Annotated in this window: 18 protein-coding genes and 1 pseudogene; 13 read left to right on the forward strand and 6 right to left on the reverse strand. The window is 71.3% G+C overall.

The features are described 5' to 3' along the window. Positions 1-5 precede the first annotated feature (5 nt). A complete protein-coding gene (locus ACZ5VQ_RS08730) occupies positions 6-803 on the reverse strand; it encodes an IclR family transcriptional regulator domain-containing protein (protein ID WP_362081118.1) in 798 nt (265 codons plus the stop codon). A gap of 190 nt (positions 804-993) precedes the next feature. Between ACZ5VQ_RS08730 and ACZ5VQ_RS08735 the strand changes: the two genes are divergently transcribed. Genes ACZ5VQ_RS08735 through ACZ5VQ_RS08750 form a run of 4 tightly spaced genes read left to right on the forward strand, consistent with a single transcriptional unit; the run spans position 994 to position 4,338 of the window. After that, entirely contained in the window at positions 994-1,965 is a 972-nt protein-coding gene (locus ACZ5VQ_RS08735) for an ABC transporter substrate-binding protein (RefSeq protein ID WP_469104271.1), read from the forward strand. Then, positions 1,962-2,735 (forward strand): ABC transporter permease, encoded by a 774-nt coding sequence (locus tag ACZ5VQ_RS08740; RefSeq protein ID WP_469104272.1) that lies wholly within the window; start codon positions 1,962-1,964, stop codon positions 2,733-2,735. The genes ACZ5VQ_RS08735 and ACZ5VQ_RS08740 overlap by 4 nt, the downstream gene beginning before the upstream one ends. Further along, positions 2,732-3,511, forward strand: a complete 780-nt coding sequence (locus tag ACZ5VQ_RS08745; protein ID WP_469104273.1) for an ABC transporter permease — start codon at positions 2,732-2,734, stop codon at positions 3,509-3,511. The genes ACZ5VQ_RS08740 and ACZ5VQ_RS08745 overlap by 4 nt, the downstream gene beginning before the upstream one ends. 20 nt (positions 3,512-3,531) lie before the next feature. Then, positions 3,532-4,338, forward strand: coding sequence for an ABC transporter ATP-binding protein (locus ACZ5VQ_RS08750; RefSeq protein ID WP_469104274.1), 807 nt, complete (start codon positions 3,532-3,534; stop codon positions 4,336-4,338). An 8-nt stretch (positions 4,339-4,346) separates the two neighbouring features. On the opposite strand, the gene ACZ5VQ_RS08755 is transcribed toward ACZ5VQ_RS08750, so the two are convergent. Next, positions 4,347-5,003 (reverse strand): MmyB family transcriptional regulator, encoded by a 657-nt coding sequence (locus ACZ5VQ_RS08755; protein WP_469104275.1) that lies wholly within the window; start codon positions 5,001-5,003, stop codon positions 4,347-4,349. A gap of 275 nt (positions 5,004-5,278) precedes the next feature. On the opposite strand from ACZ5VQ_RS08755, the gene ACZ5VQ_RS08760 reads away from it, so the two are divergent. From ACZ5VQ_RS08760 to ACZ5VQ_RS08775, 4 genes are read left to right on the forward strand one after another with little or no spacing between them, the layout of a single operon-like run. Next, a complete protein-coding gene (locus ACZ5VQ_RS08760; RefSeq protein ID WP_362081249.1) occupies positions 5,279-5,938 on the forward strand; it encodes a helix-turn-helix domain-containing protein in 660 nt (219 codons plus the stop codon). Between the two features lie 31 nt (positions 5,939-5,969). Then, entirely contained in the window at positions 5,970-6,500 is a 531-nt protein-coding gene (locus ACZ5VQ_RS08765; protein ID WP_359711860.1) for a toxin-antitoxin system, toxin component, read from the forward strand. A 15-nt stretch (positions 6,501-6,515) separates the two neighbouring features. Further along, positions 6,516-7,757 carry an MAB_1171c family putative transporter gene (locus tag ACZ5VQ_RS08770; protein ID WP_469104276.1) on the forward strand — a complete coding sequence of 414 codons (1,242 nt, stop codon included), beginning with the start codon at positions 6,516-6,518 and terminating at the stop codon, positions 7,755-7,757. Then, positions 7,741-9,177 (forward strand): NAD(P)/FAD-dependent oxidoreductase, encoded by a 1,437-nt coding sequence (locus ACZ5VQ_RS08775; protein ID WP_469104277.1) that lies wholly within the window; start codon positions 7,741-7,743, stop codon positions 9,175-9,177. Before ACZ5VQ_RS08770 ends, ACZ5VQ_RS08775 begins: the two co-directional genes overlap by 17 nt. Positions 9,178-9,212: 35 nt before the next feature. Here the strand turns inward: ACZ5VQ_RS08775 and ACZ5VQ_RS08780 are convergent, their stop codons facing one another. Continuing rightward, entirely contained in the window at positions 9,213-10,256 is a 1,044-nt protein-coding gene (locus tag ACZ5VQ_RS08780) for an alpha/beta fold hydrolase (protein ID WP_469104278.1), read from the reverse strand. 241 nt (positions 10,257-10,497) lie between these two features. Between ACZ5VQ_RS08780 and ACZ5VQ_RS08785 the strand changes: the two genes are divergently transcribed. Beyond that, positions 10,498-10,725, forward strand: a complete 228-nt coding sequence (locus tag ACZ5VQ_RS08785) for a hypothetical protein (protein WP_055614757.1) — start codon at positions 10,498-10,500, stop codon at positions 10,723-10,725. Positions 10,726-10,875: 150 nt separating this feature from the next. Here ACZ5VQ_RS08785 and ACZ5VQ_RS08790 read toward each other — a convergent pair whose 3' ends face one another. Further along, a complete protein-coding gene (locus ACZ5VQ_RS08790) occupies positions 10,876-11,574 on the reverse strand; it encodes a 4'-phosphopantetheinyl transferase family protein (protein WP_469104279.1) in 699 nt (232 codons plus the stop codon). After that, the gene (locus tag ACZ5VQ_RS08795) at positions 11,522-12,427 is read right to left on the reverse strand and encodes a metallophosphoesterase family protein (RefSeq protein WP_469104280.1); all 906 of its coding nucleotides are present in this window, start codon (positions 12,425-12,427) and stop codon (positions 11,522-11,524) included. The genes ACZ5VQ_RS08790 and ACZ5VQ_RS08795 overlap by 53 nt, the downstream gene beginning before the upstream one ends. 225 nt (positions 12,428-12,652) lie before the next feature. Between ACZ5VQ_RS08795 and ACZ5VQ_RS08800 the strand changes: the two genes are divergently transcribed. From ACZ5VQ_RS08800 to ACZ5VQ_RS08815, 4 genes are all read left to right on the forward strand, one after another. Continuing rightward, positions 12,653-14,614, forward strand: a complete 1,962-nt coding sequence (locus tag ACZ5VQ_RS08800; RefSeq protein WP_469104281.1) for an HAD-IIIC family phosphatase — start codon at positions 12,653-12,655, stop codon at positions 14,612-14,614. Then, positions 14,611-14,838, forward strand: a complete 228-nt coding sequence (locus ACZ5VQ_RS08805; RefSeq protein ID WP_266752837.1) for an acyl carrier protein — start codon at positions 14,611-14,613, stop codon at positions 14,836-14,838. Before ACZ5VQ_RS08800 ends, ACZ5VQ_RS08805 begins: the two co-directional genes overlap by 4 nt. After that, a complete protein-coding gene (locus tag ACZ5VQ_RS08810; protein ID WP_469104282.1) occupies positions 14,835-15,599 on the forward strand; it encodes a 2-oxo acid dehydrogenase subunit E2 in 765 nt (254 codons plus the stop codon). The genes ACZ5VQ_RS08805 and ACZ5VQ_RS08810 overlap by 4 nt, the downstream gene beginning before the upstream one ends. Before the next feature lie 201 nt (positions 15,600-15,800). Beyond that, positions 15,801-16,982 carry an ATP-grasp domain-containing protein gene (locus ACZ5VQ_RS08815; protein WP_469104283.1) on the forward strand — a complete coding sequence of 394 codons (1,182 nt, stop codon included), beginning with the start codon at positions 15,801-15,803 and terminating at the stop codon, positions 16,980-16,982. Between the two features lie 51 nt (positions 16,983-17,033). Here the strand turns inward: ACZ5VQ_RS08815 and ACZ5VQ_RS08820 are convergent. Further along, positions 17,034-17,350 (reverse strand): annotated as a pseudogene (locus ACZ5VQ_RS08820) (IS200/IS605 family accessory protein TnpB-related protein); the annotation flags it as partial. Between the last annotated feature and the right edge of the window lie 215 nt (positions 17,351-17,565).

Here is a 17,565-nt window from a genome sequence, read left to right on the forward strand (position 1 = left end):
GACTCCTACCGCGTCTGCGACCTGATCCGCCGGACGGACCCCAGGTCCGCCTCGATCCGGGCGACCGTGGCCAGCAGATGCGGCAGCAGGTCACGGCGTACGGAGTCGACGGAGTTGCGGCTGGCGTGCACGGGGATGTTGACCGCCGCCACCACCTCGCCGTCCCGGTCCCGTACCGGGACGGCGACCGAGCGCAGCCCCTCCTCCAGCTCCTGGTCGACGATCGCGTACCCCTGCCGGCGGACCCGGCGCAGTTCGGTGCGCAGCAGGTCGGCCGAGGCGATCGTGCGAGCCGTGAGAGCGCGCAGGTCCGCGCGGCCGAGCCGGGCGTCGATCTCCTGGTCGGGCAGCTGGGCGAGCAACACCCGTCCCACGGACGTGACGTGGGCTGGGAAGCGGGTGCCGACGGTGATCGTCGCGGTCATGATGCGGTGCGTGGGCACCCGGGCCACATAGACGATGTCGTCGCCGTCGAGGACGCACAGGGACGACGACTCCCTTATCTGTGCGACGAGTTGCTCCAAATGCGGCTCGGCGATCTCCGGCAGGGTGAAACTGGACAGGTACGAGTAGCCGAGTTCGAGGACGCGCGGGGTGAGCCGGAACATCCGCCCGTCCGTCGTCACGTACCCCAGGTCGAAGAGCGTCAGCAGGAAGCGGCGGGCCGCCGCGCGGGTGAGGTCGGTGAGCCTTGCCACCTCGCTGAGCGTCAGTTCCGGGTGGTCGGCGTCGAAGGCGCGGATGACCGCGAGGCCGCGCTCGAAGGAACGGACGAAGTGAGGTTCGCGGGCTCCAGCAGGCATCGTCGCCTCCACGGGACGCACGGGGGTGCGCACTGCGCACGCTAGGAGCACACTTCGGCAACTGTCAACGACCTTGCGTGTCAAGAGCATTGACCCGCTCCCGGCGAGGTTCTACGTTCCCGCTGAGCACTTCTGTGCGGTCTGCGCACAGCCTGTCGAGGAACTGTCCCAGTGGTCCAGAGGGGGAGTCATGCGTCGTCTGCTCATCGGCCTCGCGGCCGGCGCCGTGTTCGTCGCCGCGACGGCCTGCGGTTCGTCCGACTCCTCCGGGTCGGACGACGACAAGGCGTCCGGCGGTGGTACCACCACGATCAAGGCCGGCGTCATCCCCATCATCGACGTCGCGCCCCTGTACCTGGGCCAGTCGAAGGGCTTCTACAGCAAACGCGGCATCAAGCTGTCGCTGACGAGCGCCCAGGGCGGCGCGGCGATCGTGCCGGGCGTCGTCTCCGGCCAGTTCGACTTCGGCTTCAGCAACACGACGTCCCTGCTGGTCGCCCAGTCCAAGAACATGCCGGTCAAGGCCGTGGCGAACGGTGTCGCGTCCACCGGCAAGGAGGGTGCCGACTTCGCGGAGCTCGCCGTGAAGAAGGGCAGCCCCCTCAGGTCCGCCAAGGACGTGGAGGGCAAGAAGGTCGCCGCCAACACGCTCAACAACATCTGTGACACCTCGACGAGGGAGTCGGTCCGCAAGGACGGCGGCGACCCGTCCAAGGTCGAGTTCGTGGAGATGCCCTTCGACCAGATGCCGGCCGCGCTCGCGAACGGCCAGGTGGACGCGGCCTGTGTGGTGGAGCCCGCGCTCGCCACCATCAAGTCCCAGGGCGGCACCAGCATCGCGTCGCTCTTCGTCGACGTGTCGCCCGACCTCACCGTGGCCATGTACTTCACCTCCCAGCAGTACGCCCAGAAGAACCCGGAGATGGTGAAGAAGTTCCATGAGGCCACCGCCGAGTCCCTCGCGTACGCCGACAGCCACCCGGAGGAGGCGCGCGAGATCATCGCCACGTACACGAAGATCCCGAAGGACCTCCTGGAGACGCTGACCCTCCCCCGGTGGCCGGCCGAGCCGAACCGCGCCTCCATCGAGCGGCTGTCCGAACTGGGCGTGCAGGACGGTCTGTTCGACAAGGCCCCGGACCTGGACAAGCTGCTGCCGTGAGGGGTGCCAACGCCGTCCTGGGCGCGGCCGGGCTCGTGGCCTTCCTCGCACTCGGCGAGGCGGTGCCGCGGCTCGGCCTCGTCAAGGACGAGTACTTCCCGCCGACCAGCCGCATCGCCGACGCGCTCGCGACGGAACTCGCCGACGAGGCGTTCTGGACCGCGCTCGGGGACACGCTCACCGGCTGGGCGATCGGGCTCACGATCGCGGTAACGGCCGGAATCCTGGCGGGAGTTCTGATCTCGGTCACGCCCTACCTACGCGAGGCGACAGCCTCGACGATCGAGTTCCTGCGCCCGATCCCCTCGGTCGCCCTGATCCCGCTGGCGGTGCTGCTGTTCGGCACCGATCTGCGCTCGGTCCTGCTCCTCGTCGTCTATGCGTCCTTCTGGCAGGTCCTGATCCAGGTCATGTACGGCGTCCGGGACGTCGACCCGGTCGCCGAGGAGACGGCCCGCTCGTACGGCCTCGGCACCTGGGCGCGGATCCGGCACGTGCTCTGGCCCTCGGCCCTCCCGTACGTCATGACGGGTGTGCGGCTGGCTGCCACGGTGGCGCTGATCCTCGCCGTGACCGCCGAACTCGTCATCGGGGCACCGGGGTTGGGCGCCCGGATCGCCGTCGCCCAGACCTCGCAGGCGGTGCCGGAGATGTACGCGCTGGTGGTGGTCACCGGGCTGCTCGGGCTGCTGATCAACGTGGGCGCGCGGACCGTCGAGCGGCGGGCGCTGTCCTGGCACCAGTCCGTACGCGGGGAGGTGGCGGTGTGAAGGGTCTGCTGCTGCGGCTGTGCTTCGCCGTCGCGCTGCCCGCGCTGCTGGTCGCGCTCTGGTGGGTCGCCTCGGAGGACAACACCGACATCTACTGGCCGTCGCTGCGCACGATCCTCACCACCTTTCCGGACGTGTGGACGGGTGAGCGGTGGCGGGAGGACGTGCTGCCGAGCGTGCTGCGGCTGAGCGCCGGGTACGCGTGCGCGGCCGTCGCCGGTGTGGCACTGGGCACCGTCATCGGCTCGTACCGACGGGTGCGGGCCGTGTGCGAGCCGGTCCTGGAGTTCCTGCGCGCGGTGCCGCCACCCGTGCTGGTGCCGGTCATCATGCTCTTCGCGGGCATCGGCGACACGATGAAGATCGCGGTGATCGCGAGCGGCTGTGTCTGGCCGATCCTGCTCAACACCGTGGAGGGCGTCCGGGCGGTCGACTCCGTGATGTCGGAGACGGCCCGCTCGTACGGCATCACGGGCGTCGCGCGGCTGCGGCACGTGGTGCTGCGCTCGGCGAGTCCGCAGATCTTCGCTGGGCTGCGGCAGGCCCTGTCCATCGGCATCATCCTGATGGTCATCAGCGAGATGTTCGCCGCGAGCAACGGGTTGGGCTTCACCATCGTCCAGTTCCAGCGCGGCTTCGCCATCCCCGACATGTGGACCGGGATCCTGCTGCTCGGGCTGCTCGGTTTTGTGCTGTCGGTTCTCTTCCGGTTGGTCGAGCGGCGGGTGCTCGGCTGGTACCACGGTCTGCGCGACGTCTCCCGGCGGTCGTCGTGAACCTCTCGAAAGGGCACTCCATGCTCGACGTACGCGGCCTGCAGAAGGTCTACGAGGGGTCGGGCCGCCGGGTGGAGGCGGTACGCGACCTCACCTTCACGGTCGAGGCCGGCGAACTGGTGTGTCTCGTCGGCCCGTCGGGCTGCGGCAAGACGACATTGCTGAAGTGCGTGGGCGGGCTGCTGACGCCCACAGCGGGTGACGTGCTCCTCGGAGGTGAGCGCGTGACCGGGCCGCCGCCCGGGATGGCCGTCGTCTTCCAGGAGTACGGGCGCAGTCTCTTCCCCTGGATGCGGGTCCGCGAGAACGTCGAACTGCCTCTCAAGCAGAAGAAGTTGTCCAGCACGCGGCGTCGTGAACTGGTCGCCGACGCGCTGGACTCGGTCGGTCTCACCGACGCGGCGGGTGCGTACCCGTGGCAGCTGTCGGGCGGCATGCAGCAGCGGGTGGCGATCGCCCGCGCACTCGCGTACGAGCCCGATGTGCTGCTCATGGACGAGCCGTTCGCGGCGGTGGACGCGCAGACCCGCGCCGAACTGGAGGACCTGGTCCGCGGGTTGTGGCGGCAGCGGGGCATCACGATCCTCTTCGTGACGCACGACATCGACGAGGCCGTGTATCTCGGCGAGCGGGTGCTGATCCTGTCCTCCTCCCCGACCGTCGTCCAGGAGCAGCTGAAGATCGATCTCCCTGCCGAGCGCGACCAGTTGAACACCCGGGTGGCCCCTCGCTTCGCCGAGCTGCGGACCCATGTGTACGAGCAGATCCAGGCGGCGAAGCGCGGGACTCCGGTCGACCGTGTGGTGAAGGACCAACGGCTTGCGTGACGGGGTGCTTACGCCTCCGCGGAGTACACCACGCTCAGATGACTCGACGCGCGTCGCGTGCGCCGCGCGGGCGGGCGGCGGGCCTCGCGCAGGACCAGCGTCAGTCGCGTGTAGCCCATGCCCTGAAGGGTCTTGGTGGTCTCCCCGACGATGCGGCAGTCCGTACGGCCCCAGCGCGGGTCGGGATGCAGTAACGGCCGGACCGCGCCGTCGTGCTCGACGGCGTCCGGACCGACCGAGCGGATCCAGTGCGGCAGGCCGTGCCGGTAGGCGGCGTCCATGATCGGGTCCTGGGCGATGTCCCGGAGGATCGACTGGAGTCCGTGGTCGTGGCCGTGCCGCTCGACTGCGGCGGCGAAGTGCGCCAGCATCGGCAGACACCAGCTCGACTCGTGCTCGCCGAGGACCGTGCCCGCGTCCGGATGGAACAGGACGAACCGGAGGAAGTTGTCCCCCGGCATGGCGGTGGGATGCGGGCCGACTCCGCGGAAAAGTGTCTCGAACGCACCGTTCGCCAGGACGACGTCCCAGCGGTGGTCGACGACGACGGAGGGAAAGGTGACGGCCTCCAGAAGCGCGGCGTAGTCCTGGAGATACGCCTGGGCCTCACGACTCTCGGGGGCTGGTCGCGGCTGTGGCCGGGACCCTCCTGCCTGGTATGCCATCGGGAGGTCCACCCCTCTTGCCTATGCGGCCCTATCGCGGCGTCGTGATCCTGCTACCCCTGGCCGAGCGGTGTCAACTATCGTGGCATTTGACGCCCGTTGACGGCTGAATCTCGCCACAGTTGTGGCGAGACCTGGATGTGAGTTCGACCGAAGGGCTACTCTCCGGTCTTCGGGCGGTTCACTCCGCACATCCGGAATTCCCACAGGGGCTTCACGTCCGAGGGATCCGGTTCCACCAGAGCGGTCGACAGAGACGTAGGAGAGAAGTGTCGGTGACGGATGGCTTCGAGGTTCCGGGCGCCACGGCGACGGGTCTGCTGCCGGCCGTCGTGTCCCGAGTCACCGGGCTGGCCGACAGGCTCGGTGCGCCGCACGACGAGGTGTTCGACGTCCGGCGGCTGTCCGCGGCCTCCGGAGTCCCCGAGGTCGTGGTCAGATCCCTGCTCAACGGGCGGCCCGCGGGCGAGCCCGATCTCCAGGCCCGGTTCCTGCAACGCCTCGACCTGTTGCGCCGCACCCGGCTGAAGCCTGGCGGCCGCCGCTACACCCAGCAGGAGATCGCCGACGGCGCAGGTATGTCGCGCCAGCAGGCGGGTGCCCTCATCAACGGCGACCGGCGCCCCACGATGGAGCACTGCGACGCCATCCAGCGATTCTTCCGGGTGCACGCCGGATTCCTCACCGCGGAGGACCCCGAGGCGCTCGCGGGCGCCCTCCAGCACACCGAGCAGGAGCTGCTCCAGCGGCTCGCCGACCGGGAGCGCGCGGCGGCCCTGGCGGCCGCCGACGATCCGCTGGAGCGGCTGCTGCAGGACCACGGGGTCCGCGGCATCGCCTGGCGGGCCGCACAGCTGCCCACCGACCAGCACCGCGACAAGGTCGCCGAGTGGCTGGACATGCTCTTGGAGAGCGTCAAGCGGCCCGAGTCGTGATCCGGGGGATTCTGTGGGCATAGGAAAGGACATGCGCCGTCTGTGCGGCGAGTTGGTCGACGAGCTCTCACTGCCGGCACCGGCGGAGCCCGCCGATCTGTACGCCGCGCTGTGCGACGCCATGAGCAGACGGCGCGGGCGTCCGGTGCAGTTCCGTACGGCCGCGTTCCCGCCGGGCACCGCCAGCGGGCTCTGGCTCGACATGGCGGACCAGGACCTCGTGGTCGTCGAGGAACGCACCGCGCCCGACCACCAGTTGGTGATCCTCGGCCATGAGCTGTGGCACATGAACGCCGGGCACTGCAGCCACCATGTGGAGGGCGCGGCCGTCGCCGCCCGCATGCTGTCGGACGACGCCGATCTCCAGGCGACCGTCCTGAAGGTGGCGGCCCGCACGCGGTCGGACCTGGCGGACGAGAAGGACGCGGAGAGTTTCGGGTTGTTGCTGGCGAGCAAGTGCCGTGTGTGGCTCGCGGGTTCGCCGCTCCGCGGACCCGTACGGCGTGACGGTCTCGCCGGCCGGATCGAGGCCACCCTGGGCTATCGCGGGCCGCAGGGCTGAGGGCGCCGGCACACCGTGGACGGGTCCAGCTACTACATTCCCGCCGTCGCCATGGCGGCCGCCCTCCTGGTCAAGGCGCCCGCGCTGTCGCGGTCCTGGCGCGACCCGCTGCTGCGCTCCGTGTGCACGCTGATGGCGTTGGCCGGGCTGGTGTTCTTCTTCGCGGCCCCGCCGACCATCGGCGAGGTCAACGACGTCATCGGGATCACGAACGTCTCGGCTCCGCTGGTCTACTGCCTGTTGAGCGCCTTCAGCGCCGCCTGTCTGGTGCTGATCGTCAACTGGCGTGGCGGGCCGCCGGAGTCGACCCGCCGGGTGTCGCGCCGCTGGATCATCGGCTACAGCATCGTGATCGTGGCGCTGGTCGTGCTGTTCGTCCTCGGCGACGCTCCGGTGGAGCGGCTGGTGGACTTCGACACGTACTACGCCAACGAGCCGTTCGTCCGCGAGATGATCGTGCTCTATCTCGTGGCACTGACCGTCTCGGGTGTCGCGATGAGCGTCATGTGCGGGCGCTGGGCACTTCAGGTGCAGGGGTGGCTGCGGGCCGGCCTGATGATCATCGTGGCCGGCTATCTGTTCAACATCGCCTATCTGACCACCAAGTTCACCGCGGTGATCGCCCGCTGGAACGGCGCGAACCTCGACTACCTCAGCTCCGACGCGGCGCCCGTACTCGCCTCCGCCGGGGTGCAGATCAGCGCCATCGGCTTCTGTTTCCCGCTGGCCTGCCAGCGGGTCGGCGACACCTGGTCCACCTGGTCCACGTACCGCCGCCTCGGCCCGCTGTGGCGCGAGCTGAAGCCGCTCTCGCCGCACGCGGCCCACGGGGTACGGATGTCGTGGTGGTCCCCGGCCGAACTCCAGGTCACCCAGCGGGAGTCGGACATCCACGACGGCATGCTCAGCCTGTATCCCTACTTCGACACCGCGGTGCGCGCAAGCGCCTACGACGCGGCGCTCGCGGCGGGCTCCGATCCCGCCCAGGCGCAGGCCGAGGCCGACGCGGCGATGGTGACGGCGGCGGTGCGGGCGCGGGCCGCCGACCCGGACGGCAGAGTCATCGACTCGGCCGAGGCGGCAGACGCCCCAGGCCCCGCCCCCTCGCCCGCCGCCCCCTCTCCGTCCATGTCCACCGAGGGACCGCGCGACCTCGTGCGGATGTCCATCGCGCTGCGTCAGTCCCCCGTCGTCGCGGCTGCCCGAGGGCAGTACGCGACCAGGTCAGAGAGCGACTTCCATGAGCGAACCAGCTAGCCCCGCGCCGGGAACGGCCCCCAGACGTGCCGTCGTGATCGGCGGTGGCATGGCCGGCATGCTGGCCGCCGCCGCGCTGAGCGCGTACGCGGACGTCACCGTCGTCGAGCGCGATGCGCTGCCGGACGGACCCGAGCCGCGCAAGGGGCTCCCCCAGGCACGTCACGTCCACGTCGTGTGGTCCGGCGGTGCCCGCGCGATGGAGGAGCTGCTGCCCGGCGTCACCGACGGGTGGCTCGCCGCCCGTGCCCGGCGCATCTCGCTGCCGACGGGTCTTGTCTCCATGCAGCCGCGCGGCTGGTTCCGCCGGTGGCCCGAGATGCAGTTCATGATCGCCTGCAGCCGTGACCTCCTCGACTGGGTGGTGCGGGAGCGGGTCGCCCGCAACGCCCGCGTCACCGTGCGGCCGCGCACCGAGCTGCTGGGTCTGGAGGGCGACGCGCGGCGCGTGACCGGTGTGCGGGTCCGTACGAAGGAGGGCGAGGAGAGCGTCCTGGCGGCCGATCTCGTCGTGGACGCCGCCGGGCGCGGTTCGCGGGCCATCAAATGGCTCGACGAGCTGGGTGTGCCCCCGGCTCCGATGGAGGAGGTCGACTCCGGACTCGCGTACGCCAGCCGGATCTTCCGGGCGCCCGAGGGCACCGAGGACTATCCCCTGGTGAACGTGCAGTCGGACGCGCGGCAGCCCGTGCCCGGGCGGACGACTACCATCGTGCCGATCGAGGGCGGCCGCTGGCTGGTGACCCTTTCGGGCACGCGGGGCGGTCAGCCCACCGGCTCCGCCGAGGAGTTCGAGACGTTCGCCCGCGAGGTCAGGCATCCGGTCGTGGGCGAACTCATCGCCCACGCCGAGCCCCTCTCGGACGTTTTCGTCACCCGCAGCACCGTGAACCGCCGCCACCTGTTCGAGAAGGTCAAGGACTGGCCCGAGGGCTTCGTCGCGATCGGGGACTCGGTCGCCACGTACAACCCGGTGTACGGGCACGGGCTGTCGGTGGCCGCGCAGGGTGCCGTGGCGATGCGCGAACTCGTGGCCGAGTACGGGATCGCCACACCCGGGCTCGCCCGGCGTGTGCAGCGCGCCGTGGCCCGGCCGGTCTCCACCGCCTGGGACCTGGCCACCGGCACGGACATCCTCTACCCCGGCGCGATAGGCGAGCAGCCGGGCTTCACGGACAAGCTCCTGGGCCGCTACATCGACCGCCTCATGCTCACGGCGACCGCCCGCCCGCTGGTCACCCAGGCGTTCTTCGACGTGGTGACGCTGTCCAAGCCCCTCAGCGCGCTGGTCCAGCCCGCCGTCGTCATCGCGGTGCTCCGGGGCCCCCGCCGGGCGCCCCTCGCCGATCCGCCGCTGTCGGACAAGGAGCGGGACACGGTCCTGGGCGCACCGGAGCCGTCGGGGGCACGGGAGGGCTGACGACGCCCCCCCAGAGGCGCGGGCCTGCGCGGCGGTCACGTCGCGCTGCGTTCGCTCGCCTCCCTCAGATCCCGCTCCACCGCCCGGCTGCGGGCGGTGTCCGGCCTGCCCGCGGTAGTGCCCGGGCGGCCGGCGCGCAGGAGGTCGCTCCAGTGCTCGCGGCTCCAGTCGGCGGGGCTGGTGGTGCCGGTGAACTCCTCGACGAGGGCGAGGAAGCGGGCCGGGTCGGTGTGGAAGGGGAAGTGCCCGGCGCCCTCGAAGATCTCCAGGCGGCTGCCGGGCATCGCCTCGTGCGCCCCGTACGCGTGCCGTACGGGGACCACGCTGTCGCGGTCGCCCCACATCAGCATCGTCGGCATGCCCTGGGTGAGGTAGCAGCGGTCGAGCATCGTCACGACCTGGCCGCGCCAGTCGACCACCGCCCGCAGCGTACGGATGAACGCGCTGCGCGAGGTCGCGTCGGGCAGGGCGTCCACGAGGGTCAGCAACTCCGGCGCGTCCTGGCCCAGGTCGGTGTCGAGGAGCCTCATCAGATGGGCGACCAGCCCCACTTGGATCCGCATCCCGGGCAGCCGCAGCGCGGCCAGGGCCAGGTCGGCGCCGGGCAGCGAGACCGCCCGCAGGACCGGGTTCACCTCGCGGCCCACGCCGCCGGCACTGACGAGGATCAGCCGCTCGGTGCGCTCTGGGAACTGGTATGCGAACTGCATGGCGACGCCGCCGCCGAGCGAGTGCCCAATCAGTGTGGCCTGCTCGATGCCGAGGGTGGAGAGCAGATCGCGCAGCCCGTTGGCGTACGCGGCCACCGAGTAGTCGGCCCGGGGCTTGTCCGAGGCGCCGTGGCCGAGCAGGTCGGGGGCGATCACCGTGTGGGTGCGGGCGAGATCGGGGATGAGCTCGGCCCAGGTCGCCGAGGAGTCGCCGATGCCGTGGATCAGGACGAGTGCCGGGCCCTCGCCCGCCATCCGGTAGGCGCGGCGGTAGCCGTGCACCACGCGGTGGTGCAGCCGCAGCTCTCCGTCGCCCACCGGGCGCAGCCGCGCGGTGGTCCTCGGGTGCTGTCGCGGGACGTCGACCACGGGCTCGCCTCCCCTCACCGGGCCGCCGGGAGTACGGCTCCAGGCCCTGGCTTCCAGCGTAGGACCCTTGTCCGACAAGGGATTTCCGTGATGTTTCCCCTCCGCTAACCGGGCGAACCGACGCGTACCGAAAGGGCATTGTCAGTGGCGGACGGCAAGCTGGACCCAGCGCCACCGCTGTGCGGGGGCGAGTGAACCGCCACAAGCGCTGCAGCCGAGCCGAACCGGGGAGAGCCGTCCGATGCCGACCGCCGTACTGACCGATCACGAACGCACCGCCGTGCAGGCCTATCTGCGCCTGTTGCAGACGGTCCGGGCCGCCATGGACGGCCCTCCCGGCACGGGCCGACCACCTGTCGTGCCGCCCGCCGCCCTCGCGGAGGCGGAGCGCGCGCTGGCCGCGGCGGGGCTCACGGGCAACGAGGAGGCGTTCTTCCGCCTGCTGCACACCTGGTGCCCGGAGGTGTGATGAGCCGCCGTCAGCCGTTCGACGGAGGCGGAGCGAGTCGGATGAGCCGGACGAGTCGGACGAGCCCTCGTTCCGCGGCCGTCGCGGCGGGCCCGGCCCGCCGCCGACCGCCGTCCGAGGGCGCGCTCAGCCCTGGGCGTGCGGCACCGCTCAGCCGTGGGCGTGCGGCACGGTCACCGAGGTTGCCACGAGTCCCCGGCGTACGGTCCAGCGCCCGTCGAAGTATCCGATCCGTTGGCCGTCGACCACCGGCCCGGGCACGAGGAGCCGGGCACGGAGGGCACCTGACGTGGTGTGTCCGGGATCCATGAAGACCTCGATGTCCGCCTCGGTGAAGTCGAGCCACTTCCCGGTGAGGGGGAACCACGCCTTGTAGACCGACTCCTTGGCGCTGAACAGGAGCCGGTCCCAGTGGACGCCGGGGTGCTGCGCGGCCAGGCCGCGCAGCCGCCGGTCCTCGTCGGGCAGCGCCACGGACGCCAGTACGTTGTCCGGGAGCGGCAGATGGGGCTCGGCGTCGATGCCGAGCGAGGCCAGGTCGGTGGCGCGGGCCAGCGCCGCCGCGGCGTAGCCCTCGCAGTGCGTCATGCTGCCGATCAGTCCGGCGGGCCACTGCGGGGCTCCCCGCTCACCGGGCAGCACGGCCTGCGGGGGCACGCCGAGCTTCTCCATGGCGTGCCGGGCGCAGCCGCGTACGACGGTGAACTCGCGGCGCCGTTTCTCGACGGCGCGTGCGATCAGCGCCTGTTCCTCGGGATAGAGCTCGGGGTACGGCGTCGTGCCGCCGGGCCGCTCGTCACCGTGTGCCTCCACGGCCACGACCGACTCCGGGAGCAGCTCCTCGATCACCGGATCCGACCTCCATCGGCAGAATGCGGCGCAGCTTGCCCGGCGGTTCCGAGCGCTTGCGCCACTCGCGGGGGTAACCCACCGACACCTCTTCGAAGCGGACGCCGTCGAGCCAGGTGGTGCGGGGAATGTGCAGGTGGCCGTAGACCATGGCCGCGACGCCGTAGGTGCGGTGCCAGTCCGCGGTGAGCCGGGTGCCGCACCACATGGCGAACTCCGGGTACCAGAGGATCTCCGTCGGGTGGCGGTCCAGCGGATAGTGGTTGACCAGGACCGTCGGCAGGTCGGCGGGGATCTCCGCGAGCCTGCGCTCGGTCTCGGTCACCCGGGCCCGGCACCAGTCCTCACGGCTCGGGTACGGGTCGGGGTGCAGGAAGTGCTCGTCCGTGCAGACGACGCCGGTCCCGTGGGCGTACGTGAGCCCCTCTTCCTTGGTCGCGCAGCCCGCGGGCAGGAACGAGTAGTCGTAGAGGAGGAAGAGCGGTGCGACGGCGACCGGCCCGCCCGGGCCCTCCCACACGGGGTACGGGTCCTCCGGGGTCGTCACTCCCAGCTCGCGGCAGACCTCGACGAGGTGTTCGTAGCGGGCCACGCCGCGCAGGGTGACGGTGTCCTTGGGGTGGGTCCACAGCTCGTGGTTGCCGGGTGCCCAGATCACCTTGCGGAAGCGGCCGGCGAGCGTTTCGAGGGCCCAGCGGATGTCGGCCACCGTCTCCGCGACGTCGCCGGCCACCAGCAGCCAGTCGTCGTCGGTCTCGGGGCGCATCCGCTCGACGAGGGCGCGGTTCTCGGCGTATCCGATGTGCAGGTCGCTGATGGCCAGCAGCCGGCCCGGACGGTCAGCCGTCGTCACCCTCGCCCCCTCCGTGGACCGGAGACGCCCCTCGGCGTGCCCGGATGGGACCACAAGAACACATGCCGCCTCCACGGTACAAGAGCGGCTTTAGCGGGCTCGCCGACGATGTGGCTGCGGCCGGCCTCTTGGGTGCGGGTCGGTTGCGGTTGCTCGCGCTCCGCGGCGGAGCCGCAGACGTCAGCGTCCCGCGCCCCCTACGGGGCGCCGACTCCGAGGAGAGCTATGACAGGCGCATCCGGCTCCGAGCGTCTGGTGGGGAGCGGGCCTTCGACGCTGGTCGAGCTGCACCGTGAGGGGCGGCTCGTTCGTGAGTATTCCGGCGTTCGGCGGCTGCTCGGCGGGGCCTCGGACGCCGAACTCGCCCGGGCCGGGCAGCTGTTGGCGCGCCTCGATCCGGACGAGGTGGTGGCGGAGCACCCGGCCGTGCCGGTCATGACCGTCGCCGTCACCGGGCACGGCACGCTGGCACCCCTACTGCCGTCCCTGACCGTCGAACTGGCCCGCCACGGACTGCTGTTGCGGCCGCATCTCGCGGACTTCGACGCGTACGTCTTCGACCTCGCCGACCCGGGCGGCGAGCTGTACCGGGCCGATCTGGCCCTCTGTGTGCTCGATCCGATGGTGGTCTTCGACGAGGTTCCCGTGCCCTGGGGGCCCGACGACGTGGAACGGGTCGCGCGGGAGCGGATCGGGACGCTGGCGGGGCTGGTCGCGCGGTTCGTGGAGTCCGCGCGCGGGACGCTCGTCCTCAACACCCTGCCGCTGCCGAGGCGGTTCACGGCGCAGCTCGTCGATCACCGGTCGCGGGCGCGGCTCGGGGCGGCGTGGCGGGAGGCCAACGCGCGACTGCTGCGGCTGGCCGAGGAGCACGAGCGGGTCGTAGTCCTCGACCTGGACCCGCTGGCCGGCGAGGGCGTGCCCGTGATCGAGCCGCGGCTGAGCCAGTACACCAGGACGCACCTCTCCCCCGCCCTGCTCGCCGCGTACGCCCGCGAGGTCGGGCATCTGGCCCGGCATCGGGCCGGACAGGGCAAGAAGGCCCTCGTCCTGGACCTGGACGGCACGCTGTGGGGCGGGATCCTCAGCGAGGACGGCCCGGACGGCATCGAGACCGGACCCGACGGCACGCACCGCGGCGGGGCCCATCACGCGTTCCAGCGAGTCGTCGGACAACTCGCCGCGCAGGGCGTGCTGCTGGCCGCCGTCAGCAAGAACGACCCCGAACCGGTCGGCGAGGTCCTGCGCGGGCATCCCGGCATGTTCCTGCGCGAGGACGACTTCGTCCGGGTCGTCGCCAACTGGCGGCCCAAGCACGACAACCTCACCGAGCTCGCCGAGGCCCTCAACCTGGGCGTGGACAGCTTCGTGTTCGTGGACGACAGCCCGTACGAGTGCGGCCTCGTCCGCCACGAGCTGCCAGGGGTCTCCGTCGTCCCCGTGAACGGCGAACCGGCCCTGCACATCGAGGCGTTGCTGCGCGACGGCTGGTTCGACGCCCCGGAGCTGACCCGCGAGGACGTCACGCGGGTCGCCCAGTACCGCGACGAGCTGGTCCGCAAGGACTTCCTCGACAGCTTCGGCTCCCTGGACGAGTACCTGCGGCAGCTGCGGGTCGAGGTCCACCTCGTCGAGGCCGGCCCCGCCGAGGTGGCCCGGCTCTCCCAACTGAGCCTGCGCACCAACCAGTTCAACCAGATGACGCTGCGGCTCGGGCCCGCCGAGGTGCGCGCCCTCCTCGACGATCCGGCGGCGCGTGTCCTCGCCGTCCGCGCCGCCGACCGCTTCGGGGACAACGGCGTCGTCGGGGCGGTGTTCACGCACCGGCGCGGCGACACCGTCCACATCGACAACTTCCTGCTCAGCTGCCGGGTGTACTCCCGAGGCATCGAGCAGACCGCGCTCTGTGCCGTGCTGCGACACGCCCGCGCGCACGGCGCCCGTGCGGTGCGCGCGAACTACCGGGCCACACCGAAGAACACCAAGGTCAAGGACTTCTACCCGAGGAACGGCTTCGCCCTGGTCGCGGACGAGAACACGACGGTCACCCACACGACAGTCACCCATACGACAGCCGCCTGCCGGAACGACGGCACGACCGTGACGTACGAGCACGACCTCGCGGTCCTGCCCGCCCCGCCCCCGCACGTCCACTTCACCGAGATCCCGGGAGACGACGGCTCGTGAACTCCATCGACGACTTCCTCATCCTCCTCCAGGACGACCTGGGCCTGCCGGTGACCGGCGCGGACGTCGGCGCGGGGCTGGACCGGGTGCCCGGCTGGGACTCGGTGCACCTGCTCTCGCTCCTCGCGCTCCTGGAGCGTACGACCGGCCGTGCGCTCCCTCTGGCGGAGGCTCTGGAGGCCGGCAGCCTGGAAGAGATCTACACGCTGGCGGTGGCTTCGTGAGGATCTCACCGGTCGCCCGCGAGCGCCGCCACACCCTGGCCTTCCTCGACGGCATCCGGTCCTTCGCGCCGGTGTTCCTCGGGACGTCCGTCGACATGGGCAACGTACGGGAGCACCGTGCCGGGCAGGCGTCGGGGCGCCGGATCTCCACGGTCACGTACGTGCTCCATGTGGCCGCGCGGGTGCTGGCCGCGCATCCCGAGGCGAACGCCGCGCTGCGGGGGCGGTCCAGGGTCGCGCGCTACGACGGCGTGCACGGCAAGTTCACGCTCGACCGCACACTGGGCGGTCGCCGGGTGGTGCTGTCGGCCGTGCTGCCGGACCTGGAGCGGGCCTCTCTCGCCGAGATCCAGGAGCGCGTCGACCACTTCCGCGACGGCGACCCCGAGACGATGCCGGAGTTCGCCGGCGTCCGCGCGCTCCAGCGACTGCCGGGGCCGCTGCGCACCCTCGCCTACCGTGCCGCGACCCGTCCGCTGCGCAGGCGTGCGTCGACGACCGGCACGTTCGCGGTGAGTTCGCTCGGCCACCGTCCCGTGGAGGCGTTCCACTCCGTCGGCGGGACGACGATCACGCTCGGGCTCGGCGCGACCGCCGACCGCCCGGCGGTCCGTGCCGGGAGGGTCGTCGTCGCTCCGGTGCTGCCGCTGAGTCTCACCTTCGACCACCGTGTGATCGACGGGGCCGAGGCGGCGGACGTGCTCGCGGAGATCAAGGAGGGTCTGGAGTCCGTCAAGGGGAGCGGGGTCCAGGGGGCCTGACGTGCCTCAGGAGCACCGGCGGGCCCGTCCGGGGATTCTGTAACACGCACGTAGCAGCGAGCACGCTGCGCAGGCCCTATGATCGGCCCTACACAACCGCCACGGACTCCCGTTTTCGAACGGCGGTTTTGTGTACCCATTTACTCCTTGGCCGGGCACGGCTTGCTTCGCCGTGCCCGCGAACCCTGAAAGGCGGCCTGCATGGTCTCTCGCGTACGCGTCTGGCTCAACCGCACGTACGCGGAGAACGTGTTCTTCATGGATCAGCTACGGCGAAATCCGTGCGGCCGGGCCGTCGAGATCCACGCGACCCACGGCGACGCCGACTCCCCCATCCTCGCCGCCGCCGACGTGGCCGCGCTGGAGCCGGAGGGGCTGTCCCCGGCGGCGTACGTCGAGTACGCGCTCGACCAGTGCGCCCGGCACTCCATCGACGTGTTCGTGCCGGTCCTGCACCAGGCGACCCTCGTCGAGCACCGCGAGGAGTTCGCCGCGGTCGGTACGGCGCTGCTGGCGCCGCCCGCGGAGGCCGTGCACACCTTCCAGGACAAGGTGATCGCGTACGAGGCGGTCGAGAAGCTCGGCATCCCGGCACCGCCGTGGTGGCGGGTGCGGACCGCGGACGAGCTGATCGTGGCGGTCGACGCGCTGGAGGCCGACGGCCACAAGGCGTGCTTCAAGCCGGCCTCCGGGGCGGGCGGTGTCGGTTTCCGCATCATCACGCGGACCCCCTTCTCCCTGATGCACCTCAACGGCTTCCCCAGCCCGTACGTGCCGCTGGACATGGTCGTCGAGGCGCTGAAGCAGGCCGACGAGCCGGTGGACTGGCTGGTCATGCCGCGTCTGGAGCAGCCGGAGGTGTCCGTGGACTGCCTGACCGGTCCGGACGGACGGGTACGGATGGCCGTGGGCCGGACCAAGAACGGCCGGCGGCGCGGCTTCACGCTCGACCCCCAGTGGATCGAGCCGTCCCGGCTGCTCGCGGAGTCGTTCGGGCTGCACTATCTGACGAACATTCAGTTCCGGATGCTCGGTGACGAGCCGGTCCTCATGGACGTGAACACCCGCCCGGCGGGCGGCCTGCACCAGCTCTCGCAGTGCGGCATCAACGCCCCCTGGGCGGCGGTGCGGCTGGCGCTCGGCGAGGAGCCCGGCGACGTGGTCCCGCCGTTCCTCGGGCAGGACTACACGGTGGTCGCGGGACCGCGTGCGGTACGGCCCGTGTCGCTGCCGCAGCAGCGCTCGGACCAGGACGTCCCCGCGTCGGCGCCCGAGTCCGTCGTGAGCACCCAGACAACGCAGACCGCACAGGTGGGGCCGGCGCCCCAGTCAGCTCAGACGCCCCAGGCCGCCCAGATTTCAGACAGTCCCCTGACCGTCTGACTGGCCCATACCGACTTGGTGGACGTGCCGACTCCCGGACCGTTCCTGAAAACTGAGCGTTAGTGAGTCCTGTTGCCAGGACTGCTGCTCGGTGGCGCTGCCCCGAACGGTGTTGGGCAGGCTGGTCCTCCGCTGTCGCTCCACCACCGGTGACACGCATCTGGTGCGTGGTCCGGGTAGGTGGGGGCGGGTTTCCTCACGCAGCCGGATCTCCGGTCGGGCCTGGACGGTCCGATGCCCACGACGATCACTCCGGTCGTCGTGGGGCGGTGCCGTCCTCCCCCAGCTACCGCTGGGAGGTGCCCCAGCCTGATCGGGTGCCCGAGGGCGCGTCGCCCGACCGCGATGCTCGCCGCATCGTGGCGGGTGCGGGCGAGGCGTTTGCCGCCGCGCACCACCCGCACCCGGCCCGCCTCCACCACCGCCAGTCGGTCCTTCAAGGTCTGCAGACGGCGCGCCTTGGCATGCCACTCACCCCGCGAGGCATAGCCGCGCACCAGCTCTGCCCGCTTGTCGGCCTTGGCGCCCAGCGGTCGGGCCAGCCGCGCCTCGACCGACGCGGCGCACCCCCGCATCCGACTCA

This window comes from Streptomyces sp. NPDC033178 (assembly GCF_055577685.1).